This is a genomic window from Gordonia sp. CNJ-863, from assembly GCF_001942325.1.
GTDB lineage: Bacteria > Actinomycetota > Actinomycetes > Mycobacteriales > Mycobacteriaceae > Gordonia > Gordonia alkanivorans.
The window spans coordinates 81,389-104,596 of record NZ_MKKG01000009.1 but is presented as its reverse complement, the minus strand read 5'-3'; the positions used below and the strand labels follow the sequence as shown (position 1 = coordinate 104,596).

Genomic DNA, 23,208 nt, shown 5'->3' with positions numbered 1-23,208 from the left:
GGCATGATTACCGGTGTGAACAATGCCAATTCGTCGGAGTCGGCGGCGGATTCGTCGGCCGGAGGTCGCTCACCTCATCGGGCTGCGGCCCCGGCGTCGACGCCGCGGCAGCCGGCGATCGAACCGGCTGCGATCGTGTACCGCTACGAGTACAACGATCCTTACGCGCCGATGTCCACGCGCAAGCAGGTGTTGCTGGGCTGTGCGATCTCGCTCGTCGTGATCGCCTTCATGGTGGCCGCGCTCATCATCGGGCGAGGCTGACCGAAAGGCCGGTCCCGGTGAACTCCACAGGTCGGTGGGGTGGGGTCCTCCACTGAGGGCCCATCGGGGTCTGTGGTGCGGATCACACGGGAAAGTCTGTTCCGGGGAATGAATCCGGACCGCGGTCCGTTTACAGTATCGATGGGTCGCGAAGACCCACGAGAATCCGAGACCACCTCGACCTCGTCTGGAAGGACGCAATCATGACCGCAGCCACCACCGTCAAGGCACCGATCCCCGCCGGCACCTGGACCATCGACACCGTTCACTCGGCCGTCGGCTTCTCCGTCAAGCACCTCATGGTCAGCAAGGTGCGCGGCACCTTCGACAACTTCTCCGGCACCATCACAGTCACCGAGGACGGCACCCCCGCCGTGCAGGCCGAGATTGACGTGACCTCCATCAACACCAAGAACGAGCAGCGCGACGGCCACATCAAGTCGGCCGACTTCTTCGACGCCGAGCAGTTCCCCAAGGCCACCTTCGTCTCCACCGGCGTCCGCCAGAACGGTGACGACTACGTCCTCGACGGCGACTTCACCCTCAAGGGCGTCACCAAGCCGGTCAGCCTCGAGCTCGAGTACAACGGCACCAGCCCGGGCATGGGCCAGGGCGCGGTCGCCGGATTCGACGCGAAGACCGTCATCAACCGCAAGGACTTCGGCATCGACATCGAGATGCCGCTCGAGGGTGGCGGCGTCGTCGTCGGCGACAAGATCACCATCACGCTCGAGATCGAGGCTCTGCAGGCCTGATCTCCCGCATACCCTCCGACCGGACTCGACACCCCAGAGTCCGGACGGTTCACCGACCGGCACCTGCGCATCCCCCGCGTGGGTGCCGGTCTGGTGTGCGCTCCTAGACGTAGCGCTGGCCGTTCCAGCGAAGGATCTTGGTGGTGACAGTGCCGCCGGCGCAGTCCGGTTCGCAGTTGTTGTCGAAGGTCTTTATCGCATAGCGGCCGTCGCTACCAGGACCCACGACCTCGGCGAAGTAGTAGGCGTGCGTTGTGCTCTGGTACGCCAACCCGCCCTTCTCCCAACCGATGTCTGCATACCCGGTGGCAGTGGGGACAAGCGTGATCACGCCGTCGTACCGGCCCGGGTTGTACGTGATGAAAACGTTCTCGGTCGTATCCGTGGCGGGGTCGGCGAAGTCGAGTGCGTTGCCGTACACCGAAACGGTCTGCACGAGAAGCCGTTTGCCCTTGGAGTCCACCGCGACGATGCACCCCTCTCCGGCAAGACTGTTCTCCCCGCGCCGCAACCCGATGGTGACCGTGCCCAGCGAAGGGTGATCGACTGTGCGACGATCGTCGATGCGGCCGCACGCGGCGTTCAGCGAATACTCCGGATCGATCTTCTTGAACAGGCTGATCTCCCATGCCCCGGCACCGAGGTTGACGCTCGCTACCGCATCGGCGACGACGAGTCCGGTGGTCACCGTGTTGAGCAGCGGCAGGTAGCGAGCGTAGGTTCGGCCCACCTTCTCGGCGATCTTGCGGTTCTGCATTTGTTCGAACGCCTGCTCCGACAGATGTCCGGCGATCTCCCCGACCACATCGGGCGCCTTCTGCGCCAAGCACATGCCGACCGCTGTCATGCTGGTCGCCGCGGCCCTGACCTGCGAGTCCGACATTCCGGCGAGGCCCGAGTCCACCGCTTGGCCGAAACAGGCGGCCATGAAGCCGAGTTCCATCGCGCTCAGGGTCAACGGGTCGTCGACCAGGTCTCCGAGCTGAGTCCAGAGGACGCCGTAGAGGACCGTGGACACGGTCGCGGTTGCGGTGATCTTCGATATCACAGGTAGTGAACTCGCGGTGAAACCGATGTCGACGCCGCCGCCGGGTGGCAGAACCCACGTCCTGGACCGAACGCTCGTCGGAACTCCCAGCATCGAGATGGTGGCGCTCTCGATCTCCGCAGCCACATTCGTCGGCTGACCGGCGAACACATCGAGGTGCGCCCACCGCGGAGTCACCGGAGCGGTGACGATCATGGCGATCCCGCGGTTGTTACGGATCTTCACCACCGCGATGTTCTTGTCCGCAGGATCAGCGCCTGTGCAGACGCGCATCGGCGCTTCCTTGCTGTCGAGGAACACCGCTTCGTCCAACCATCCGGGTCGTGGCTGCGTCGGGCATTGTGGTGCGCCGCCCCGCAATCCCAGCGTCGACGTCACGAAATGATTGGCCTCCACCGCCAACCACTCCCAGGTGCTCAGATGCGGCACCTGGGCGGTGGCGACCCGGCGGTCGCCATCGATCGCAGCAGCGATCGGGGTGGCGGGAGCTGCCGAACCCGGCGCATCGGCCTCCTTCCCGACGAGATACAGGTCGGTGCCCTCCGGCAGCGGTTCGTCCAACTCGTACCGGAAGGTCAGCGGGGCCACCGGCTGCCCCGACGACAGCGTCAGATCGGCGCCCGCGACGGGGGTCACCGACTTGCCGGCAGCAGTCGACTGTTCGGCCGGCCGGACGGTGAACGACGAACCCGGCGTTGCTGCGCCCGGGGGGATCGAGATGGCCCAGTTGTCGGAGACCGCGACCTCGGTCGTGGTGTCGGGCGCGACATCGACGGTCTGTTCCGTCACCGGCCCGGACTCGAGACGTGGTGAGGTGTCGTCGTCGGGCGATGAGAACAGCGAACACGCCGACACCGACAAGGCGACAGCGATGAGGACGACGGCGAACCGACGCATGTGGGCGCTCCTTCCGATCCGGACGAGCTATTGAAACATCGGCCCAGCTCAGAGGCGGTGTGGAAACGGAGTTGTGGGGCGGAATTCGCTCGATCGGACCACGCGCCGGTCGTGTTCTTCCGACGCCGCTCCTGATCCAGAGAGCGGTGCCGCCGGTACAGGGACTTTCGACGTGTCCTCGGTAACAACCGGTTCGGTAGTCTGCGGGTATCGCCTTCAGGCAGGAGAGGCCCATGGGACGCAGGCGTCGCACCCGCCGTGTCGTGCCGTGGATGCGATTGAGACGCCGCACCGCCGGGATGCTGTGGGGCCTGCCCACGGTGCCGAGCCCGAGGGCGTGGGCGCGAGTCGGCCCGGACATGCGGAACCGGATCGCCCGCCACGCGACCGTCACGGCGATGACCGCTGTCGTCGCCAGCAACGCGCTGGTCGGTGTCGAGACCTTCCTGCTCGTGCAGCTCGCGTTCAACGGCGGCCAGCTCACCTTCGCCGAGACCCTCGGCGCCCCCAACTTCCCGGCCGTCGTCGGCGCGATCGTCACCGGCATCCTGGTGAATCTGCTGCTCGGCCTGCTCGTCTTCCGGCCCCAGCTGGACTGGTTCGTCAGCTGCCGACCCGCCGACCATGCCCGACGACGTGCCGTGCAACGCCTGCCCGCCTTCGAGCTCCTCGTCACCGTGGGCGCCTGGTGCAGCGCGGCGTTGTTCTACGTCTTCGTCGCCGACGACTTGAGCGTCGCGACCGTCGCCGGTGTCGCGGTGGCGTTCACGCTGGCCGGTCTGTCGAGCGCGTGTCTGACCTATCTGTTCGTCGAACGCGCCGCCCGCCCGCTGGCGATCGTGGTCCTCGAGGACTTCCCGGCCAACCACGTGATGAACGGCGTCCGCATCCGCCTGCTCGCGGTGTGGGCGGTGAGTTCGGCGGTGCCGATGATCGGCCTGCTGACCGTGAACGCCGGTCGTTTCACCGGGATGCTGCCCGACGTCTACGGCGCGGTCGATTGGACCACCGTCATTCTCACCGTCGTCGGACTCGCCGCCGGCGCACGCGTGATCGTCCTGGTCGGGCAGGCCATCACCGATCCGCTGACCGAGATGCGTCGTGCCGTCCACCGCGTCGACCACGGCGACTTCAACGCCCGCGTCCCCGTCTATGACTCGTCGGAACTCGGTGTGCTGCAACACGGTTTCAACGTGATGGTGCAAGGACTCGCCGAACGTGACCGCATGCGTGAGATCTTCGCCCGGCACGTCGGCGACACCGTCGCCGACCTCGCCCTCTCCGACGGCGTCGGCATGCACGGCACCAACACCGAGGTGGGTGTGCTGTTCGTCGACATCGTCGGCTCCACGCGACTGTCCCAGGACCGGAGTCCCGACGACGTCGCCGAACTCCTCAACGCGTTCTTCAGCATCGTCTTCGACGTCGTCGACCAGCATTCCGGCTTCGTCAACAAGTTCGAGGGCGACGCCGCGCTGGCCGTCTTCGGGGCGCCCGTCGAACTCGACGACCCGGCCGGACACGCGCTCGCCGCCGCCCGCGACCTCGCCGACCGGCTCGCCAAGAGCCTCGACATCCGGTGGGGGATCGGCGTCTCCTTCGGTGAGGTCTTCGCCGGCAACATCGGCGCCGAACGGCGCTACGAGTACACCGTCATCGGCGACCCGGTCAACGAATGCGCCCGACTGTCCGACATGGCCAAGACCGGTCGCGTCCCCGCCCTCGCCAGCGGCGCCGCGATCGACTCCGCCGGCGCCGAGGCCGACGAATGGGAACTCCTCGGCAGCCGCATCATGCGCGGCCGGTCGGCCCCGACCGAGTTCTACGCCCCGTCCGACCTCGTCGAACGGCTCGGGTCGTCGCGCAACCTGATCGCCGAACTGCTACGCCCGGCCCGACGCATCGTCGGCGCCAGCCCGCTGCGGCTCACGACGTTCTTCGGCGGCTGAGGACCGCGCCACCGAAGTCGGCTGCCCGAGACGAATCGTTGACGCCGTCCGGGGTCGTCAATAGCGTGGGCCGCAGGGTCGCGGCGAGGACGTCGGACCGACACACCATCCCTGGGGGCTGCGATGAACGGTTGGACGTCAGCGAACATTCCGGATCAGACGGGTCGCACCTTCGTGGTGACCGGCGCGAACAGCGGCCTCGGTGCCGAGACGGCGAAAGCGCTCGTCGGTGCCGGCGCCAACGTCATCCTGGCGTGCCGCAACACCGCCAAGGCCGACGCCGTGGCGTCGAAACTGGGACCCAACGCGACCGTTGCCCAACTCGACCTCGCGGATCTCGCGTCGGTTCGCTCGTTCGCGTCGAGTTTCACCGGCGCCGACGTCCTCATCAACAACGCCGGACTGATGGCCGTACCGCTGCGACGCACCGCCGACGGCTTCGAGATGCAGATCGGCACCAACCATCTCGGCCACTTCGCGCTCACCGCGTTGCTGCTGCCGAAGATCACCGACCGCGTCGTCACCGTGTCGTCGGGCGTGCACCAGATCGGGAACATCGCGCTCGACGACCTCAACTGGGAGAAGCGCCGCTATCGCCGCTGGCAGGCCTACGGGGACTCCAAGATGGCCAACCTCATGTTCGGCCTCGAACTCGCCAAGCGGTTGGCGGAGGCCGGGTCGTCGAAGCAGTCGTTCATCGCCCACCCCGGTTATGCCGCAACGGAATTGCAGGGTCGGAGCGAGAACTTCATGGATGTCCTGGCGAAGCTGTCGAACAAGCTGCCCATCGCGCAGCCGGCCGCCGACGGAGCCCTGCCGCAGCTGTACGCCGCGACGATGTCGGGTCTGCCGTCCGGCACCTACTACGGACCGACGAAATTCTTCGGGCTGCACGGCGCGCCCGGACGGAACAAGTACAAGAAGGCGGCCGACGACGCCGACTTCCGTGCGGCGCTCTGGGCGGAGTCGGAGAAGCTGACCGGGGAGAAGTTCGACGTGTCAGGGAGCTGACCGCCTGACGACGAAAGTGCGGGATGAGTGCCGGAAACCGGCATCCATCCCGCACTTCGTGTCTGCGGTTCGCGTGACTACTGGACCGAGAACGCGATGCTGTTCGACGCGCCGGAGACCAGGTCGGTGACGCGGATGGTGAAGTTGCCGCCGCCCTTGAAGAAGTAGGACTTCACCGCGGTGCAGTCCTGCGTCTTGTACAGCGCGGCTTCCTTGGGCACCTTCGGTCCGGCGAGGCGGACCTCCATGCGGCACTCGTTGCCGTCGACGATGGGGCCGGCGTCGATGATGGAGTTCCAGCGCACGCCGAGTCGCGAGTTCTTGCCGAAGGTTCCCGGAGTGATCTCCCGGGCGCCCTTCGGGTTGTAGACCCAGACGTTGATGGACTTCACGCCGTTGCGTGCGCCCGCGCGGCCGAGCTTGCCGTAGTGGGTGACCTTGTCGCCCGACGACCCGAACGCGGAACTTCCGGAGTCGAGGCTGCCGCTGGCGCTACCGAACAGATCGCCGACCGGATCGGCGGTCGCCGGCGCGATCGGGATCAGCATGGCGGCGGCAGCAAACAGACCGGCGATACCGGTGCGCTTCATCGAGTTCCCCCTTGTAACGATTTATAACGAATTGATTAAAGCATCGACCCGGCGACCGTGCTGTGGGCCACCTCACATCGCGGCCCTTTCGTGGTGAGCCGAATGTGCGCTTCGTCACTGCCGCGTCGGGCCAGGGGCTGCTTGAGCTGCGTCGACGATGGTCCGAGCATTACTCGAAAATGTGAGGGACGCCTCGTGCGCGGACGGGGGTCCCGTAGGTCCTTACCCGCTCTCTCGATCCGTTTCCGCTCACGTTCGAAGGGTGGGCGCGAACGGCACGGACATGCCGTCCGTCGAACAGGCGTTCGATCCGGGTGTACGGTGGGGTGTATGTCCATAGGCATCCAGGGATCGTTGTTCGCCGAGATGGCCGCGGAGCCGGCGCTGTCGGACCTGTCGACCTCGACGACGCGGCGTCCGCTCACCGACGGCGCGTGGGTGGACCTGTGCCCAGGCTGGATCAGCGGGCCGGACGAACTCTTCGATCGGCTTCGACGCGACGTCCCGTGGCGGGCCGAGCGGCGTCAGATGTACGACCGCGTCGTCGACGTCCCGCGGCTCGTGTCGATCTACCAGAAGGACGACCCGTTTCCGGATGCGCTGATCACCAAGATGCGGTCATCGCTGTCGCGGCATTACCGCGAGGAGTTGCCCGAAGGATTCGCGACCGCCGGGATCAGCCTCTACCGCGACGGCAACGATTCAGTGGCATGGCACGGGGACCGCATCGGGCGGGCGTCGACGCACGACACGATGGTCGCGATCATCTCCCTCGGCGCCCCACGACCGCTGATGCTGCGGCCGCGTGGCGGCGGGAAGTCGTTGAAGTTCACCCTGTCGACCGGTGACCTGCTCGTCATGGGTGGCAGCTGCCAACGCACCTGGGAACACGCGGTTCCCAAGGTGCGCGGCGTCGGCGCCCGGATCAGCATCCAGCTGCGGCCGCCGGGGGTGTGGTGACTTACTGGGCTTTGTAGAAGTTGTGGACGTCATACGCCCACAACTTCTACGAGAACCTCAGCCGGCGTTGGAGATCGGCGTGATCGGCAATCTCAGCGCGGCGGGTGCGTATTCGGGCACCGTCGGGTGGACCGGTGGCACCGGGGCGATCGGCTGGTACGACGCACCGAGCTCCGGACGGGGGTCGGCTTCACCGGCATTCGGCCACATCGCGAGTGCGCGTTCGGCCTGAGCGGTGATCGTCAGCGACGGGTTCACGCCCAGGTTCGCCGACACCGTCGAACCGTCGACGATGTGCAGGCCGGGGTGGTTGAACACGCGGTGATACGGGTCGACGACGCCGTCCGCGGCGGACCGGCCGATCGAGCAACCGCCCAGGAAGTGTGCGGTCATCGGGATGTTCAACCAGTCGACGATGGAACCGCCGGCGTCGCCGCCGATCTCGTCGGCCATCTTGCGGACGGCGTCGTGGCCGACCGGGATCCAGGTCGGCGGGGGATCGCCGGCACCCTGCCTACTGCGCAGCATCGGACCGAAACGGCCCCGACGGGCGAACAGTTCGAGGGAGTTGTCGGCGGTCTGCATCACCAGGGCGATGATCGTCCGTTCCGACCAGCGTCGAACCGAGAGCCCGCGCAGGGTGACCAGCGGGTGCCGGATCATCTCCACGATCGCCGCCAGCGGTCGGGGCAGGCGACTGTCACCGTCGATGAGCATCGCCTGCAACAGACCGATCAGGTTGCTGCCCTTGCCGTATCGCACCGGCTCGATATGGGTGTGCTCGTTCGGGTGGAACGACGACGTGATCGCCACACCCTCGGTGTAGTCGACCTTCAGGTCGGTGGCCGTCGCGGCCAGGACGGCCTCGGAGTTGGTGCGCACCACCTTGCCCAGGCGCGACGAGAGGCCGGGCAGGTTGCCGCTCTGCTGCATGTCCAGCAGCAACTTGTTGGTGCCGTACGTGCCGGCCGCGAACACCACGTGATCGGCGGTGAACGAACGGCGTCCTCGACGCGACCAGCGTCGACCGGTTCGATGCGATCCGACCGTGTACCCACCCTCCGACAGCGGGCGGACGGTGTCGACGGTCGTCATCGGGATGACGGTCGCACCGGCCTGTTCGGCGAGATACAGATAGTTCTTGACCAGCGTGTTCTTCGCGCCGACCGGGCAGCCGGTCATGCACGCGCCGCAGTCGGTACAACCGGTGCGGGCGGGACCGGCACCGCCGAAGAACGGGTCTTCGACGGTCTTGCCCGGCTCGCCGAAGAAGACCCCGACGGGGGTGTGGACGAAGGTGTCGCCGGCGCCCATGTCCTCGGCGACCTTACGCATGACGCGGTCGGCGGGGGTGACCTTCGGGTAGGTGGTCACGCCGAGCATGCGCGATGCCTGGTCGTAGTAGGGGTCGAGTTCGGCGGCCCAGTCGGTGATCCGACCCCAGTGCGGGTCGTCGAAGAATGCGGGGAGCGGCCGGTAGAGCGTGTTCGCGTAGTTGAGCGACCCGCCGCCGACACCCGCGCCGGCCATGACCAGCACGTCGCGCAGCAGGTGCATGCGCTGCACACCGAACATGCCCAGCGCCGGCGCCCACACGTAATCCTTGAGGCGCCAACTGGTCTTGGGCAGGTCGGCGTCGGTGAAACGACGGCCCGACTCGACGACCGCGACTCGGTATCCCTTCTCGGTCAACCGGAGGGCGGCCACCGAGCCGCCGAAACCGGAACCGATGACGATGGCGTCGTAGTGGTCGGCGTCAGTGCGCGCGGTCCTGGTCACTGGGCGAGGGTCCTTTCGGGATCGGTGTCGGTGGCGGTGGTCTCGACGGTGTCGGCGACGGCCGGGATGGCGTCGTCGAAGCGGTGGTCGGCGGCCACGAAGGACGCCATCTGGCGGCGGAAGTCGCTGGTGAACTTGGGCCACATCACCGAGTTGCGGCCGGTGGAGTCGAGGTACCAGCTCGAGCAGCCGCCCGAATTCCACACGGTGCGTTCCAGTTCGGGGTCGAGGTCGGCGTTGTAGGCGTCCTGGGCGGCCTGGGTGACCTCGAACGTCGAGTGTCCGGAGCCGATGACCTCGGCGATCGTCTTCGACATGTAGTACGCCTGCGGCTCGAGCATCAGCACGATCGAGCTGTGGCCCAGGTTGGTGTTGGGGCCGTACAGGAAGAACAGATTCGGGAAGCCGTGGACCTCGACACCGCGGTAGGCGCGCGGCGATCCCTGCCAGGCCTCGGCCAGGGTACGTCCGTCGCGACCGGTGACGGCCTTCGCGATGGGCGGCTGGGTGGGGGTGAACCCGGTGGCGAAGACGACGGTGTCGACCTCGTGCTCACGACCCTGATCGTCGACGGCGCCGTTCGCGGTGAGGCGGGTGATGGCGCCGGTCACGGTGGCGTTGTCGCGCTGCAGGGCGGGGAACCACTTGTTGGTCAACAGCATCCGCTTGCAGCCGATCGTGTACTCGGGGGTGAGACGCTTGCGCAGGGCGCGGTCGCGGACCTGGACCCGCAGCTGCGCCAGGGCAAGGGTTTTCGCGATCGGCAGCAGCTTGGGGTTGCGTGCCATCATCAGCACGTAGGCCTCGCGGTAGGCCCACACCATCTTGCGGACCAGGCGGTGGACGCCGGGGACGCGCTTGTAGAGGGCGCGTTCCATCGGGCCGATGTTGCGGTCGAGGCGTGGCACCACCCAGGCGGGGGTGCGCTGGAAGACGGTGAGATGTTCGACGGTGTCGACGATCTCGGGCACGATCTGGATCGCCGACGCCCCGGTGCCGACGATGGCGACCTTGCGTCCGCGCAGGTCGTGGGTGTGATCCCACTTGGCGGAGTGGAACATCGTGCCGGTGAACTCGTCGGCACCCGGAACCTCGGGCAGGCCCGGCTCGGACAGTGCGCCCGGCGCGGCGACGAGAAAGCGGGTCCGGATCTGACCCTGCGTCGTGTCGACGACCCACTCCTGCGCGGCGCCGTCCCAACAGGCGGCGGTCAGGGCGCAGTTGTAGCGGATCTGATCGTCGTAATCGGCGGCGACGGAACGCAGGTAGTTGTGGATCTCGTGGCGTCGACCGTAGGTGTGCGACCAGTCCGGGTTCGGGGCGAAGGACAGCGAGTAGAGCGAGGTCGGGACGTCGCAGGCCGCACCCGGGTAGTCGTTCTCGCGCCAGACCCCGCCGGCGCCCTCGGCGCGCTCGATCGCGAGGGTCGTCAGGCCGGGATGGTCCTTGCGCAGCCGGTGAAGTGCGGAGAGGCCGCCGAATCCGACGCCGACGACGAGAACGTCGACGTGTTCGGGCAGCGAACTGATGTCAGCCATGGTTCAACAGGTCCTTCCAGATGGGCAGAAGTCGGTCGAGGTATTCGCGGTCGGCGTCGGGGGATCGCAGGATGCGCGACACCGCGAGGCCGCGTGCGAGTTCGATGGAGAGTTCGAGTTCGGCCGGGGTGTAGCGGTCGCCGAACAGTTCGGCGCAACCCACGGCCAGGGCGTCGGACACCCGCTGTTCGAGCGGGATCAGCGCGGTGCGCAGCTCGACGTCGCAGCGTGCGGCCACCCAGAGTTCGAGTGCGGCGTCGAACAGCGGTCCGCTGAACGACTCGATCAGGACCTCGAGTCCCTCGTCGCCGGTGCGCGGGCGAGACAGGACTTCTTCGAGGCGGCGGTCGACGAGGTGCCCGACGGCCGCGACGACGAGGGATTCCCGGGTGGGGAAGTGGTGCAGCAGCGCGCCGCGGGAGACGCCCGCACGCCGGTTGACCTCCTGGGTGGTGGTGGCCGCATAGCCGACCTCGACCAGTGCTTCGACCGCGGCGTCGAGGACCCGGGTGCGGGTCGCCGCGGTGCGCTCGGCCTGGGTACGCCGTCGCGGGGTGCTGGTGGGCTCGGTCACAGTGGTGAGCGTAACACACAAACAGTCCGGACTGCTTGTAAATGTGGCACGTTGTCGCTGACCTGGAGGGGCAGAGGGGGCGGGGTAGGTTCGACGGCATGCGATTCGGACTCTTCATTCCCCAGGGCTGGCGGCTTGATCTCGTGGGCATCGACCCGGCGAACCAGTGGGAGGTGATGTCGTCGGTGGCGAACCGTGCTGAATCCGCCGGCTGGGACTCGGTCTGGGTCTACGACCACTTCCACACCGTCCCGCTGCCGACCGACGAGGCCACGCATGAGGCGTGGACGCTCGTTTCCGCGCTGGCCGCGACCACGAGTCGCGTCGACATCGGACAGATGTGCACCGCGATGAGCTACCGCAACCCGATGTACCTGGCGAAGGTCGCCGCCACCGCGGACCTGATCTCCGGTGGACGCGTGCAGATGGGCATCGGCGGCGGCTGGTACGAACACGAATGGCGCGCCTACGGATATGGATTCCCTTCGGCCGGTGAGCGTCTCGCCCGGCTCGACGAGGGCGTGCAGATCATGAAGCAGGCGTGGGAAACCGGCCGCGCCACCCTCGACGGCAAGCACTACACCGTCAACGACGCGATCTGTCAGCCGCAACCGACCGCCGGGAAGCTGCCGCTGTGGATCGCCGGCGGTGGTGAGAAGAAGACGCTGCGGATCGCGGCGCAGTATGCCGATTACACCAACTTCGACGGCACTCCCGAAGGATTCGCCCACAAATCGTCGGTGCTGCAACAGCATTGCGCCGACCTCGGACGCGACTTCGATTCGATCGTCCGGTCGTCGAACTACAACGTCATACTCGGTGAGACCGATGCCGACGTCGAGCGTAAGCTCGCCGACCTCGAGGCGGGGATGGCGAAGATCGTCGGGCCGGAAGCGGCGTCGGGCAGCATGGGCGCGTTTCGCGGGATGCCTGCGGTCGGGACCCCGGAGCAGGTCGCGGACAACCTTCGTGGGCTCAGGGCAGCCGGTATGACCTACGGGATCTTCTACTTCCCGAACATCGCCCACGACCGCGAGGACCTCGAGTTGTTCGAGGAGCACGTGGTGCCCGCGTTGCGGTGAGCTGGGACGTCCGGAGCCCCGACTGCCGAACCTCAACTCGACCGGCAGACGTCGATCGAAGTCTGCGGGTCGGGTTGACGTCGACCGGTGGTTGGGTGGGCGACGGTGTCTCACCGGCGCTTCGAGGCTCGTCGCTTGCGCTCCTCGCACCTCAGGGAGCGGGGGCCGTGTCGCTCCCTTTCGATACGCTCGCAAGCTCGCTACTCAAGGAGCAGTGGGGGCTCTCTACCAGAGGAGCAGGCTTCACAGCTTGCGCAACCGCTCCGCGGCGTCGGCGATGACGTCGTCGCGTTTGGCGAAGGCGAAGCGGACGAGGTGGTGCCAGGGCTCGCGGTCGTCGGCGAACACGCTGACCGGGACCGCGGCGACGCCGATCCGTTCCGGTAGGGACCGACAGAACTCGATGCCGTTGTCGACACCGAGGGGGCGTGGGTCGGCGCAAACGAAATACGTTGCCTCGCTGCGATGGACGTCGAAACCGGCGTCGAGGAGGGCGGCGGTGATCATGTCGCGCTTGCTCTGCAGCGCGGCGGCCGACGCCCGGACCCAACCGAGTTCGTTGTCGAGGGCGTGCGCAACGGCCGGCTGGAACGGCCCGGACCCGACGTAGGACATGTACTGCTTGGCCGTTTTCGTCGCGGCGATCAGCTCGGGTGGTCCGCTGATCCAGCCGACCTTCCAGCCGGTGCAGTTGAATGTCTTGGCGGCGCTCGAGATCCGGAGCGTCCGCTCCTTCATTCCGGGCAGTGTCGCGATCGGCGTGTGGATGCGGCCGTCGAACACCAGGTGTTCGTACACCTCGTCGGCCACCACGATCACGTCGAATTCGATGCAGAGTCGCGCGATCTCGGCGAGATCGTCGTCGGAGAGCACGGTGCCGGTCGGGTTGTGCGGTGTATTCAGCATGAACACCGCGCTTTTCGGTCCGAAGGCATCCGCGAGGCGTTCGCGGTCCAGACGGAAACCGTCGCCGTCGGGGATGAGTGGCACGACGCGTCGAACACCTACGGCCATTGCCGCGGTCGCCGCGTAGGCGTCGTAGTAGGGCTCGATCATGATGACCTCGTCGCCCGGTTCGATGAGCCCGACGACGGCGCCGGCAATCGCCTCGGTGGCCCCGACGGTGATGAGCACCTCGCGGTCGGGGTCGTAGTCGAGGCCGTACTGCTCGCGCTGATGGCGCGCGACCGCATGCCGCAGCTCCGGGACGCCGATCCCGGGCGGATACTGGTTGTGGCCGTCGGTGATGGCGCGGCGGGCGGCCTCGAGCATCGACTCCGGCCCGTCGGTGTCGGGGAAGCCCTGCCCCAGATTGATGGCGCCGTGCTCCACGGCGAGGGCCGACATCTCGGCGAAGATCGTGGTCATGAACGGCCGCAAGCGGGTTGCGGTCCTGCTCTCGAATGACATGGGTCCAGGGTGGCACATCGGCCGGGGCGCAGAATCGGGACTCGATCCGACCTGCCCGATTTCTGCGCTTTGCAACGTCGCTGCAGCGTACGATCCCTCGCATGGCAGCGCCGGTAGTGGGTCACCAGCATGGTCGTGCGGGACGTACCGTCATCGCGATCGTGGCGTGTGCCGCGCTGTTCCTCGTGGGCGCGTGTTCCTCGGTCGACCGCGTGACCAACAACGTCTCCAAGCCCACGGATGTGGCGATCGGGCAATGTGTGCAGGTCAGATCGACCGATGGAGACAAGTCGAACGTCGAGGCGACGAAGGCGGAGTGTGACGCCGACGGGATGACCTTCATCGCGTCGCAGGTCGTGCCCGGCGAGTGCGGCGAGTTCGAGAACTACCTGACCTTCCCGGACACCTCCGATCGCCTCTGTTTGATGCCGAACTTCGTGGAGGGCCAGTGCTACGAGATCCCGCAGTCGGCAGGTGGCTCGCTGGTCGACTTCAAGGAGGTCGACTGCAACGCCGATGCCGGCTCGGAAGCGGTGATCTATCGCGTCGAGACGGACGGCGACGGCTCCCTCGAATGCGCCGAAGGCCAGGTCAAGGCCACCTATGACAAGCCCGAACCGTGCGTGTTCTGCCTGGCGTCGCTCTCGGGTGCCTGACGCCGTCGCCGTCTGAAGCCGGCGGCCCGGGGTGGTGGGCGTTGCGTGACGTCGGGACGCATTGTGGTCGCCGCGCACGATCTGGCGGTGCAGACTGAGCGAACCTGCCCGAGGAGGATGAGGAGGGGCGATGCCGCGGAATCCCGGCGAGCACTTCGCCGGTTACACGATCATCCGACTCATCGGTCGAGGCGGTATGGGCGAGATCTACTTGGCCCGGCACCCGCATCTGCCGCGCAACGAGGCGCTGAAGGTCCTTCCCGCAGAACTCAGCCGCGACCCGATGTACCGGCAGCGCTTCGTCAAAGAGGCCGAACATGCGTCGAGCGTCGTGCATCCGTCGATCGTCACGATCTTCAACTCCGGTGAGTACGACGGTCATCTGTGGATCGCGATGGAGTTCATCGACGGTATCGACGCCCTCAAACTGCTGCGGAAGACCCCGCAGGGCCTCGATCCCCAGATCGTGATCGCCATCGTCCGGTCCGTCGGCGCCGCCCTCGACCGTGCCCACGCGACCGGTCTGCTGCACCGCGACGTCAAACCCGCCAACATCCTGCTGCAGGGCCTCGACGGTCCGGAACCGCGAGTGTTGCTCGCGGACTTCGGGATCGCCAAGTCCGAGCAGGACGTCAGCCACCTGACGTCGACGAACGTCTTCCTCGGCACCGTGGCTTACGCGGCGCCGGAGCAACTACTGGGCGACGCGGTCGACGCCCGCGCCGACCAGTACGCGCTCGCCGCCACCGTCTTCGAACTCCTCACCGGCCGGCCGCCGTTCCAGGGCGCGAGCACGGCGTCGATCATCGCCCACCACCTGCAGTCGATGCCCCCGCGACTGTCGAGCCTGCGTCCCGGGATCTCACCCGCCGCCGACGCGGTGTTCAGTCGCGCGTTGGCCAAGGAGCCCGAGCGTCGCTACCCGTCGTGCCGGGAGTTCGGCGTCGCACTCGAGAATGCACTGACCACCCGCGAACCGGCACCACCACCGCCGGGCGCTCCCTATCGGCAGCCGGGCATTCAGCAGCCACCCCCACCCGCGCGGCCATCGCACCCGCCGTATGCGGGGCAGCCGTCGTACGCCGCCTCTCCACCGGGTACGCAGGGCACTCCACCGGGTACGCAGGGCACTCCGCCCGGGCAACCACCGCCGGGCACGTATCCCGGCGGCTACCAGGGCTATTCGTCGCAACCCGGCTACCCGCCGCCGCCCGAGAAGAAGGGGTCGGGGGTGCTGATCGCGCTCGGTGCGCTGGCGCTGGTCCTCGTGCTCGCGATCGTCGCCGGCGTCGTCTACGTGGCGACCAAGGTGTCGTCCGCACCGGAAGCCGCCGGGACGTCGACGACCGCTTCGGCGCCGGTGGTGACCACCGCGACCACTCCGAGCCAGAGCCCCGCGGCGCGCACCACCGACACGACGCCGCTGTCGGTCACGGGTCCCGACGACGTTCAGGTCGGCGAGTGCGTCACCATCGCCATGCAGGCTGGGTCGTCGGCGACGGTGCTCGCATCGGAGGTGGACTGCGACTCGTCGGGCATGAACTTCTACACCGCGTCGATCATCGCCACCGCGACTCCCTGTGCCAGCGAACAGAATTCGACGCTGACCTTCCCGAACAGCACCCGGAAGCTGTGCCTCACCCCGAACTTCTACGAAGGACTCTGCTACCTGATCCCGAATGAGGACGGATCGCTGGCCGATTATCGCGAGGTCCCGTGCACGAGTGCACCCGCGTTGCGGACGGTGCTCGCGCAGGTGACCAGGCGAGGCGCGTCGACCGTCACCTGCGCTGCCGGCGAGGCCCGCTGGACGTTCTTCCAGCCCGAGTCGATCGGGTACTGCTTGATGGAGGTGTGAGGGGCCACCGAAAAGCGCCCCCAGGATCCGCCCTGCGCAGGCGACCCGGCGCACCATGTCACCGGCCCGCCTGTGCAGGGTGGTTCCCAGGGGCGTGTTTCAGCAGGTCAGGGAGGGGGAACCCCGGTCAGTCCGCCGGGGTGGTGTCGCCGATGGTCGGGCCGAGGAGGTCGTCGGCGTCGGTGATGCGGTACGCGTAGCCCTGTTCGGCGAGGAAGCGCTGCCGGTGGGCGGCGTAGTCGGCGTCGAGGGTGTCGCGAGAGACCACCGAGTAGAAGTGTGCCTGTCCGCCATCGTGTTTCGGCCGCAGCAGGCGACCGAGGCGCTGGGCCTCCTCTTGGCGCGAGCCGAACGTGCCCGACACCTGGACGGCAACGGACGCCTCGGGCAGGTCGATGGAGAAGTTGGCGACCTTCGACACGACGAGGGTCTGCAGCTCGCCGGAACGGAAGCGGTCGAACAGGATCTCGCGCTCCTTGTTCTTCGTCGACCCCTGGATGACCGGGCAGTCGAGTTCGCGGCCGAGCTCTTCGAGCTGGTCGATGTAGGCGCCGATGACCAGCGTCTGCTGACCCTTGTGCTTGTTCAGGATCGCCTTCACGACGTTGACCTTGGTGTGCGCGGTGGAGCAGAGCTTGTACTTCTCCTCCGGCTCGGCGACCGCGTACTGCAGACGCTCCTCGTCGGTGAGGGTCACCCGGACCTCGATGCACTCGGCCGGTGCGATCCAGCCCTGCGCTTCGATGTCCTTCCACGGGGCGTCGTAGCGCTTGGGGCCGATGAGGGAGAAGACGTCACCCTCGCGGCCGTCCTCACGAACGAGCGTTGCGGTGAGGCCGAGGCGTCGGCGCGACTGCAGGTCGGCGGTCATCCGGAAGACCGGTGCGGGCAGCAGGTGCACCTCGTCGTAGATGATCAGGCCCCAGTCGCGGGAGTCGAAGAGGTCGAGATTCCGATACTCGCCCTTCGACTTTCGCGTCATCACCTGATAGGTCGCGATGGTGACCGGACGGATCTCCTTGCGCTCGCCGGAGTACTCGCCGATCTCCTCCTCGGTCAGCGTGGTCCGCGCGATGAGCTCGCGCTTCCACTGCCGGCCGGCGACGGTGTTGGTCACCAGGATGAGGGTGGTGGCACCGGCCTTGGCCATCGCGGCCGCGCCGACCATCGTCTTACCCGCACCACACGGCAGCACGACGACACCGGAGCCGCCGGCCCAGAACGAGTCGGCCGCCATCTCCTGGTAGTCGCGCAGGTGCCAGTCGTCCTGGTCCAGCTCGATGGGGTGCGCCTCGCCGTCGACGTACCCGGCGAGGTCCTCGGCCGGCCAGCCGACCTTCAACAGGACCTGTTTGAGGCGTCCGCGCTCGGACGGATGCACGATGACCGTGTCGTCGTCGATCTGCGCACCGAGCATCGGGGCGACCTTCTTGTGCCTCATGACCTCGAGCAGCACGGCACGGTCGAGGCTGACGAGGGTCAGTCCGTGCGCGGGATGCTTGACCAGCTGCAGCCGGCCGAAGCGTCCCATCGTGTCGACGACGTCCATCAGCAGCGGCTGCGGGACGGCGTAGCGCGAGAAGGTGACCAGCGCGTCGACGACCTGTTCGGCGTCGTGACCGGCGGCGCGGGCGTTCCACAGCGCGAGCGGGGTGACCCGGTAGGTGTGGACGTGCTCGGGGGCACGTTCGAGTTCGGCGAAAGGTGCGATCGCCTGACGAGCCGCCTGCGCATCGGGGTGGTCGACCTCGAGCAGCAGGGTCTTGTCGGATTGCACGATCAGGGGTCCATCGGTCACCCGCTCCATTGTCCAGATAGGAGCGGTGATTGTCAGCGACGGGCCTCTTTGTGGGTCAGAACACGGGGATGCCGAGGCGGCGGCGCACCCGCAGGTCGACGATGTTCAGCCGGAAGATGCCGCGCAATACCGGCGCCACGACCGGGTCGACGACGCGCAGTGCGGAGAGAAGTGCCTGGTAGCGACGGGCGTCGTCCTCGGTCCACGTCCAGCCCATCATCGACCGGAACTCCGGTGGGAGCCCGGCGTTGATGGCATAGGTGAGGAAACCACCGAGGGTCTTGTGGGCGATGGTGCCGACGACGCCGGCGCGGAACTCGAGGAACGAGAGGTCGGCGAGGCTCTGCAGTTCCTGCCGCACCGGCTCGTCGATCCGGAGTTCGGCCAGCTGGCTGTTCCAGTAGACGAGGAGCTCGTCGTAGGTGGCCGGCCACTTGTCCCGGGGCACGTTGAGCGCGGTGCCGAGCGGATGCGCCTCGGTGAGGACCATGTGCCGTTCGGCGGCGGAGAGCGGTCCGTAGATCAGCTCGTACTGGTCGATGAAGTACTTGAGCAGGCACACCGCCACCCACAGCTGCAGGCGCGAGTCGTTGGCGCTGTAGCGAACCGGGCTGGTCCCGGTCGAATACACCTGGTCGTGCACACGGCCGACGCAGTTGTGGATGTACTCCTTGTCGGAGTCGCTGCCCACCAGCGCGACGGCCAGGTACGTACCGGTGGTGCGGGCCCGCTTGACCGGGCGCTTGATGGCGTTGCCCTGCGGAACGCGGCTCTCGTGCACGCCGTACCCGACCTTAGGGTTGGACAGCTGCATGATCACGTTCGCGACGGAGAGCGTCGGACCGATGACGGTGACGAGGTCGACCGGACGTTTCACGCGGCGGCGTCGTGACGGTGGCTTGATCCGATGTACGAGATCGTGCTGGTAGGTGTCCAGTACCCCGGCGGAGGCGTCGGTGAGGTGGCGTACAGCGGTCATGACGGGCCAGCTTTCCTCGGCGCTGAGTATCCGCGAGCCTACCAAGATTGTGAGACGGATGTCACAGGTCGTGTCATTGCGGTGGGGATCCCGACTGCCGAACCTCAACTCGACCGGTGGACGTCGATCGAAGTCTGCAGGTCGGGTTGAAGTCGACCGGTGGTTGGGTGGGCAGCGGGTGAGGATCGGCCCTCGGAGGCTAGGCGTCGAGCAGTTCGACGCTGGTCAGGCGGTGGAGCGAGAATCGCTGCTCGGTGTCGCTGCCCTCTTCGACGGCGACGAGCTGACCGGCGCCGAGGACCTTCGGGGTCACGACGTGGCGGCTGGCCGACCCCTGGGCGTCGACATAGCCGACGCGGAGCCGGCGCTTGGCGCGCAGTGCGAGCTGGATGAGTGCGGTGGCCGACTCGCCGCTGCCGGTGGCGCGCACCGGCGTCGACGCCGAGGTGCTGCGAACCGGGGTGGCCGCGGCGGCGCGGTCGGTCGAACGGATGCGGCCGACCACGGACCGGAGTTGTTCCTCCGACGGCGCGCTGCGACGCGGCTGGGCCTGGCGGCGGGCCCGCGACACGGTGACGCGGCTGCCGCGTTCGCGGAGGTCGACGACGGCGCCTGTCGAATCCTCGCCTGCCGGAGCGAAACCCGCGGCACGCAACTGGTCGATGACCTCGCGCACCTCGGACGGTGAGATCGCCACGGTTGGGGCGAGTGCCCGCAGTGCGAGCGGCTCGGCGGCCGGGCTGCGTAGCACCGCGGCCAGGACCGTCGGGTCCTCGCAGCGGATGAACGCCGACGCGACGCCGACGCGGAGTTGCCCGTGTTTCCGGGCGACGTCCTCGATGAGGTACGAGAGCGACTGCGGCACCGGAGTTCTCGAGTGCGTGGTGAACATCGACAACAGCTCGTTGCTGCTGCGTCCGGCGTCGAGGGCGCGTCGAACGCTCTCCGGGGTGATCCGGTACACCGATGCGGCGCCGCCGGATTCGAGGTCGGCGACGAGTTCGACCTGCTCCGCGAGTTCGGGCGTCATCGGACCCGGCACGGTGAGGGTCAGGTCGGCCTGGGTGAGGAAGTGGTCCACCGGTTCGGGCAGCACGGCGCGCATCGCCGCCAGCACCGCTGCGTCGGCGTCGGCGGGATCGGCATCGTCCGGCGGATCGACGGTGTATGCCCGGCCGACGGTGGTCAGCGCATCGTGTGCGACGAGCCCGATCTCGCGTGCCTCACGCAGGGTTTCGGCGACGAGGCGTTTGCTGAAGCGTCGGATCTGGCGGGGACGGTGCCAGTGCAGGCTCGCCAGCACGGCGTCGGGCGTCACCGCGACCGCGGGGTCGGCGTGGGCCAGCGTCGACAGGATGAGCTGCCGCTGGATCGGCGCGTACGCGTCGTGGAGATCGGCGGACAGGGTGGCCATCGCGTTGCCGTCGCGGTCGGGGTCGCCGACCTGCCAGGCGCGTCGGGGCATGTGCAGCCAGGCGTCGGCGAGGGACAACCATTGACGCTCACGTGGCTGGTGCAGCCAGGTGTCCGCGGTGGAGGTCGGCGCGAAGGATTGTTCGCCGGAGTCGTTGGGCGGCGGCGGTTCCGGGAACCCGGCGTCGATGATCCGCAGGTAGCCGGCGAGCTCGATCAGGAATGCGACGCGCTGCGTCTCGATGCCGGAGAGCTTCGACAGGCGCCGGAGTTCGCGGACACCGAGCGCCCCCGACCGCAGGACCGTCGCGGGGGTGGCGCCGAGGATGTTGATCAGCGAGGTGAGGTGGCGGATGAGTTCGAGTGCCTCGCCGCCCGCCGCGGCGTCGACCGCTTTCGCCGGGAAACGCGGCTTGAGGCCGGCCTCGTGCAGCGGTGGGGGAGTGAGATCGTCGGTGCGCCAAGCGGGTTCGTCGCGGATCACCGCGCCGACCATCGGCGGGAGTTCGACGGTCTGATTGTCGACGCGGGCCAGCAGACCCGACGAGATCAGTTGCGCGACGGGTGTGCTCGGGTCGGCGTCGGGATCGGCGTCGCGGCTGCGGCCCAGCGCCGGACCGCGGGCGAGGGTCTCCAGGAGTTCTTTCGGCCGCTCGTCGAGGTCGGCGACCATCGCGGCGATCTCCTCGCCGCTCCGGCCCGCGAGCGGTCCGGTGAGATGTGGTGACCGCCAGGGCATCGCGGAGTCGACGTGCTCGCCCGCGCAGAGCGAGGTCTTGTCGCCCCACAGGATCGCGCGGCGTCGAAGGAGGTCGATGCGGGCGCGGACGTCCTTGGCCGCGGCGCGCCCGGACAACGACTTGACGATCATGGTTTCCGACGGGCGCTTGGTCTTCGTGGCCTTGCGGCTGCCCAGGGCGATCGCCTGCTCGAGGACGGCGATCGCCAAGACGTCGAGATCCTCACCGGCCAGCGCCAGCGACGCCGCGGACAGCGCACGCTGCGCCAGCACACGCGTGCCCTGCGGGGTGGGGGAGGCGAGGTCGGGGCGTTCGATCAGCAGCTCGGTGAGCTCGTCGTCGGAACGCGCGGCCAACTCCTCGGCCAGGCCGGCGTGCTGGTCATCCGAACTCATTCGATCGACTTTACCGGTCGGTGTGTAATCGCCACCTCCGGTGCGGCAGCCCTCAGACGTCGCCGCGGCGCAGCATCCGGCCGCGAGCCGTTTCGAAGTCCACCTTCTGCCCGCGAACCCAGGTCCCCTTGACCACGCCGGCCAGTGCGCGGCCGTCGTACGGACTGATCGCGTTCTTGTGGTGCAGTCGGTTGACGTCGACGATCTGCGCGGACTCCGGCTCGAAGACGGCGAAGTCGGCGTCGCAGCCGAGGGCGATGCGGCCCTTGGTCGGCAGGCCGGCGAGATCAGCGGGCTTCGACGCCATCCACTCGATGACCTGCGGCAGGCCGATGCCGCGCTTCTTGGCCTCCGACCAGATCAGCGACAGTCCGAGCTGCAGTGAGGCCACCCCGCCCCAGGCGACGCCGAAGTCACCGTTCTCGGGGTCCTTGAGGTCGATGGTCGACGGCGAGTGGTCGGAGACGATGCAGTCGATCGTGCCGTCGAGCAGTCCCTCCCACAGCAACTCACGGTTGCCGGCCTCGCGGATGGGCGGGCAGCACTTGAAGGCGGTCGCGCCGTTGGGGACCTCTTCGGCCAGCAGGGTGAGGTAGTGCGGGCAGGTCTCGACCGTGATCTTCACGCCGTCGCGCTTGGCGCTGGCCAGCATCGGCAGGGCATCCGACGACGACAGGTGCAGCACGTGTGCGCGGACGCCGGTCCAGCGGGCACGCTCGATGACCTCGGCGATGGCCAGGTTCTCGGCGCCGCGCGGGCGTGAGGCGAGGAAGCGGGCGTACTCGTCGCCCTCGGGGGACGGCGCGTGGTCGATGGCGCGGGAGTCCTCGGCGTGGACGATCATCAGCGAGTCGAACTCGGCGAGCTCGGCCATGTCGGCTTCCATCTCGTCGGCCGTCAGGTGCGGGAACTCGTCGACGCCCGAATGCAGCAGGAAGCACTTGAAGCCGAACACGCCCGCGTCGTGCAGGCCGCGCAGGTCGTCCTCGTTGCCGGGGATGGCGCCACCCCAGAAGCCGACGTCGATGTGGGTCTTGCCCTGCGCGGCGGCGCGCTTCTCGGCGAGGGCGTCGACGTTGACGGTCGGCGGGATCGAGTTGAGCGGCATGTCGATGAGCGTGGTGACGCCACCGGCGGCGGCCGCGCGGGTGGCCGAGTCGAAGCCCTCCCATTCGGTGCGGCCGGGCTCGTTGACGTGGACATGGGTGTCCACCAATCCGGGGATCATCACCTGGTCGTCGGCCAGTTCGATGACCTCGGTGCCGACGAGCCCGCTGCCGAGCGGCTCGATGGCGACCACGCGGCCGTCGCGGATTCCGATCTCGCGCGCCACGATGCCCGCGGTCGTCAGGGTCTGTTCACCGCGGACGACCAGGTCGAACGGCGCAGCGGTCGAGTCCGTGGCGGCGTCGGAGAGAGGGGCCGGGGCACCGGTTTCTGAGGTCATGGGGCGGGACTCCTTGCTGATCGCCGTGTCCTGGGTTCGTTCCAGAGACTAACCCAGCAGATTCC

18 protein-coding genes are annotated in these 23,208 nt (G+C 67.8%); 8 read left to right on the top strand and 10 right to left on the bottom strand.

The features are described from left to right. Positions 1-15: 15 nt before the first annotated feature. Positions 16-264 (top strand): hypothetical protein, encoded by a 249-nt coding sequence (locus tag BJF87_RS05300; protein ID WP_262338873.1) that lies wholly within the window; start codon positions 16-18, stop codon positions 262-264. A 203-nt stretch (positions 265-467) separates the two neighbouring features. Beyond that, positions 468-1,019: a YceI family protein gene (locus tag BJF87_RS05295; RefSeq protein ID WP_006360608.1), complete on the top strand. Its 552-nt coding sequence runs from the start codon at positions 468-470 to the stop codon at positions 1,017-1,019. A gap of 103 nt (positions 1,020-1,122) precedes the next feature. Here BJF87_RS05295 and BJF87_RS05290 read toward each other — a convergent pair whose 3' ends face one another. Continuing rightward, entirely contained in the window at positions 1,123-2,964 is a 1,842-nt protein-coding gene (locus BJF87_RS05290; RefSeq protein ID WP_075862771.1) for a hypothetical protein, read from the bottom strand. Positions 2,965-3,197: 233 nt separating this feature from the next. On the opposite strand from BJF87_RS05290, the gene BJF87_RS05285 reads away from it, so the two are divergent. Continuing rightward, entirely contained in the window at positions 3,198-4,913 is a 1,716-nt protein-coding gene (locus tag BJF87_RS05285) for an adenylate/guanylate cyclase domain-containing protein (RefSeq protein WP_075862770.1), read from the top strand. Between the two features lie 123 nt (positions 4,914-5,036). After that, positions 5,037-5,924 (top strand): oxidoreductase, encoded by an 888-nt coding sequence (locus BJF87_RS05280; RefSeq protein WP_075862769.1) that lies wholly within the window; start codon positions 5,037-5,039, stop codon positions 5,922-5,924. Between the two features lie 77 nt (positions 5,925-6,001). On the opposite strand, the gene BJF87_RS05275 is transcribed toward BJF87_RS05280, so the two are convergent. After that, positions 6,002-6,514, bottom strand: coding sequence for a hypothetical protein (locus BJF87_RS05275; protein WP_006360612.1), 513 nt, complete (start codon positions 6,512-6,514; stop codon positions 6,002-6,004). Positions 6,515-6,844: 330 nt separating this feature from the next. Here BJF87_RS05275 and BJF87_RS05270 point away from each other — a divergent pair, with 330 nt between their 5' ends. Further along, the gene (locus BJF87_RS05270; RefSeq protein ID WP_006360613.1) at positions 6,845-7,474 is read left to right on the top strand and encodes an alpha-ketoglutarate-dependent dioxygenase AlkB; all 630 of its coding nucleotides are present in this window, start codon (positions 6,845-6,847) and stop codon (positions 7,472-7,474) included. Positions 7,475-7,531: 57 nt separating this feature from the next. Here the strand turns inward: BJF87_RS05270 and BJF87_RS05265 are convergent, their stop codons facing one another. From BJF87_RS05265 to BJF87_RS05255, 3 genes are read right to left on the bottom strand one after another with little or no spacing between them, the layout of a single operon-like run. Beyond that, a complete protein-coding gene (locus tag BJF87_RS05265) occupies positions 7,532-9,253 on the bottom strand; it encodes a GMC oxidoreductase (protein WP_075862768.1) in 1,722 nt (573 codons plus the stop codon). Continuing rightward, on the bottom strand, positions 9,250-10,791 hold the full coding sequence (locus BJF87_RS05260) for an NAD(P)/FAD-dependent oxidoreductase (protein ID WP_075862767.1): 1,542 nt from the start codon (positions 10,789-10,791) through the stop codon (positions 9,250-9,252). The genes BJF87_RS05265 and BJF87_RS05260 overlap by 4 nt, the downstream gene beginning before the upstream one ends. Continuing rightward, the gene (locus BJF87_RS05255; RefSeq protein ID WP_035753163.1) at positions 10,784-11,365 is read right to left on the bottom strand and encodes a TetR/AcrR family transcriptional regulator; all 582 of its coding nucleotides are present in this window, start codon (positions 11,363-11,365) and stop codon (positions 10,784-10,786) included. Before BJF87_RS05255 ends, BJF87_RS05260 begins: the two co-directional genes overlap by 8 nt. 98 nt (positions 11,366-11,463) lie before the next feature. Here BJF87_RS05255 and BJF87_RS05250 point away from each other — a divergent pair, with 98 nt between their 5' ends. After that, complete coding sequence (locus tag BJF87_RS05250; protein ID WP_035753161.1) at positions 11,464-12,447, top strand: LLM class F420-dependent oxidoreductase; 984 nt, start codon at positions 11,464-11,466, stop codon at positions 12,445-12,447. 243 nt (positions 12,448-12,690) lie between these two features. Here the strand turns inward: BJF87_RS05250 and BJF87_RS05245 are convergent, their stop codons facing one another. Then, positions 12,691-13,857: a pyridoxal phosphate-dependent aminotransferase gene (locus tag BJF87_RS05245; RefSeq protein WP_035753159.1), complete on the bottom strand. Its 1,167-nt coding sequence runs from the start codon at positions 13,855-13,857 to the stop codon at positions 12,691-12,693. Between the two features lie 101 nt (positions 13,858-13,958). Between BJF87_RS05245 and BJF87_RS05240 the strand changes: the two genes are divergently transcribed. Together BJF87_RS05240 and BJF87_RS05235 are read left to right on the top strand one after the other, a co-directional pair. Beyond that, positions 13,959-14,513: a pyridine nucleotide-disulfide oxidoreductase gene (locus BJF87_RS05240; protein WP_075862766.1), complete on the top strand. Its 555-nt coding sequence runs from the start codon at positions 13,959-13,961 to the stop codon at positions 14,511-14,513. A 130-nt stretch (positions 14,514-14,643) separates the two neighbouring features. Beyond that, on the top strand, positions 14,644-16,371 hold the full coding sequence (locus tag BJF87_RS05235; RefSeq protein ID WP_035753156.1) for a serine/threonine-protein kinase: 1,728 nt from the start codon (positions 14,644-14,646) through the stop codon (positions 16,369-16,371). A 127-nt stretch (positions 16,372-16,498) separates the two neighbouring features. On the opposite strand, the gene BJF87_RS05230 is transcribed toward BJF87_RS05235, so the two are convergent. The 4 genes from BJF87_RS05230 to allB all read right to left on the bottom strand — a co-directional run bounded on the left by BJF87_RS05230 (position 16,499) and on the right by allB (position 23,143). Then, positions 16,499-18,169: a DNA repair helicase XPB gene (locus BJF87_RS05230; RefSeq protein ID WP_329602405.1), complete on the bottom strand. Its 1,671-nt coding sequence runs from the start codon at positions 18,167-18,169 to the stop codon at positions 16,499-16,501. Between the two features lie 55 nt (positions 18,170-18,224). After that, the gene (locus tag BJF87_RS05225; RefSeq protein WP_075862765.1) at positions 18,225-19,148 is read right to left on the bottom strand and encodes an oxygenase MpaB family protein; all 924 of its coding nucleotides are present in this window, start codon (positions 19,146-19,148) and stop codon (positions 18,225-18,227) included. A gap of 199 nt (positions 19,149-19,347) precedes the next feature. Continuing rightward, entirely contained in the window at positions 19,348-21,696 is a 2,349-nt protein-coding gene (locus tag BJF87_RS05220; protein WP_075862764.1) for a helicase-associated domain-containing protein, read from the bottom strand. A 52-nt stretch (positions 21,697-21,748) separates the two neighbouring features. Continuing rightward, complete coding sequence (gene allB / locus BJF87_RS05215) at positions 21,749-23,143, bottom strand: allantoinase AllB (RefSeq protein WP_075862763.1); 1,395 nt, start codon at positions 23,141-23,143, stop codon at positions 21,749-21,751. Between the last annotated feature and the right edge of the window lie 65 nt (positions 23,144-23,208).

Bases quoted from the DNA above. Each gene is read 5' to 3' on its own strand.
- BJF87_RS05275 (WP_006360612.1), bottom strand. From the start codon at position 6,514: ATGAAGCGCACCGGTATCGCCGGTCTGTTTGCTGCCGCCGCCATGCTG.
- allB (WP_075862763.1), bottom strand. From the start codon at position 23,143: ATGACCTCAGAAACCGGTGCCCCGGCCCCTCTCTCCGACGCCGCCACG.
- BJF87_RS05220 (WP_075862764.1), bottom strand. From the start codon at position 21,696: ATGAGTTCGGATGACCAGCACGCCGGCCTGGCCGAGGAGTTGGCCGCG.
- BJF87_RS05295 (WP_006360608.1), top strand. From the start codon at position 468: ATGACCGCAGCCACCACCGTCAAGGCACCGATCCCCGCCGGCACCTGG.
- BJF87_RS05290 (WP_075862771.1), bottom strand. From the start codon at position 2,964: ATGCGTCGGTTCGCCGTCGTCCTCATCGCTGTCGCCTTGTCGGTGTCG.
- BJF87_RS05240 (WP_075862766.1), top strand. From the start codon at position 13,959: ATGGCAGCGCCGGTAGTGGGTCACCAGCATGGTCGTGCGGGACGTACC.
- BJF87_RS05285 (WP_075862770.1), top strand. From the start codon at position 3,198: ATGGGACGCAGGCGTCGCACCCGCCGTGTCGTGCCGTGGATGCGATTG.
- BJF87_RS05270 (WP_006360613.1), top strand. From the start codon at position 6,845: ATGTCCATAGGCATCCAGGGATCGTTGTTCGCCGAGATGGCCGCGGAG.
- BJF87_RS05260 (WP_075862767.1), bottom strand. From the start codon at position 10,791: ATGGCTGACATCAGTTCGCTGCCCGAACACGTCGACGTTCTCGTCGTC.
- BJF87_RS05235 (WP_035753156.1), top strand. From the start codon at position 14,644: ATGCCGCGGAATCCCGGCGAGCACTTCGCCGGTTACACGATCATCCGA.
- BJF87_RS05225 (WP_075862765.1), bottom strand. From the start codon at position 19,148: ATGACCGCTGTACGCCACCTCACCGACGCCTCCGCCGGGGTACTGGAC.
- BJF87_RS05250 (WP_035753161.1), top strand. From the start codon at position 11,464: ATGCGATTCGGACTCTTCATTCCCCAGGGCTGGCGGCTTGATCTCGTG.
- BJF87_RS05245 (WP_035753159.1), bottom strand. From the start codon at position 13,857: ATGTCATTCGAGAGCAGGACCGCAACCCGCTTGCGGCCGTTCATGACC.
- BJF87_RS05280 (WP_075862769.1), top strand. From the start codon at position 5,037: ATGAACGGTTGGACGTCAGCGAACATTCCGGATCAGACGGGTCGCACC.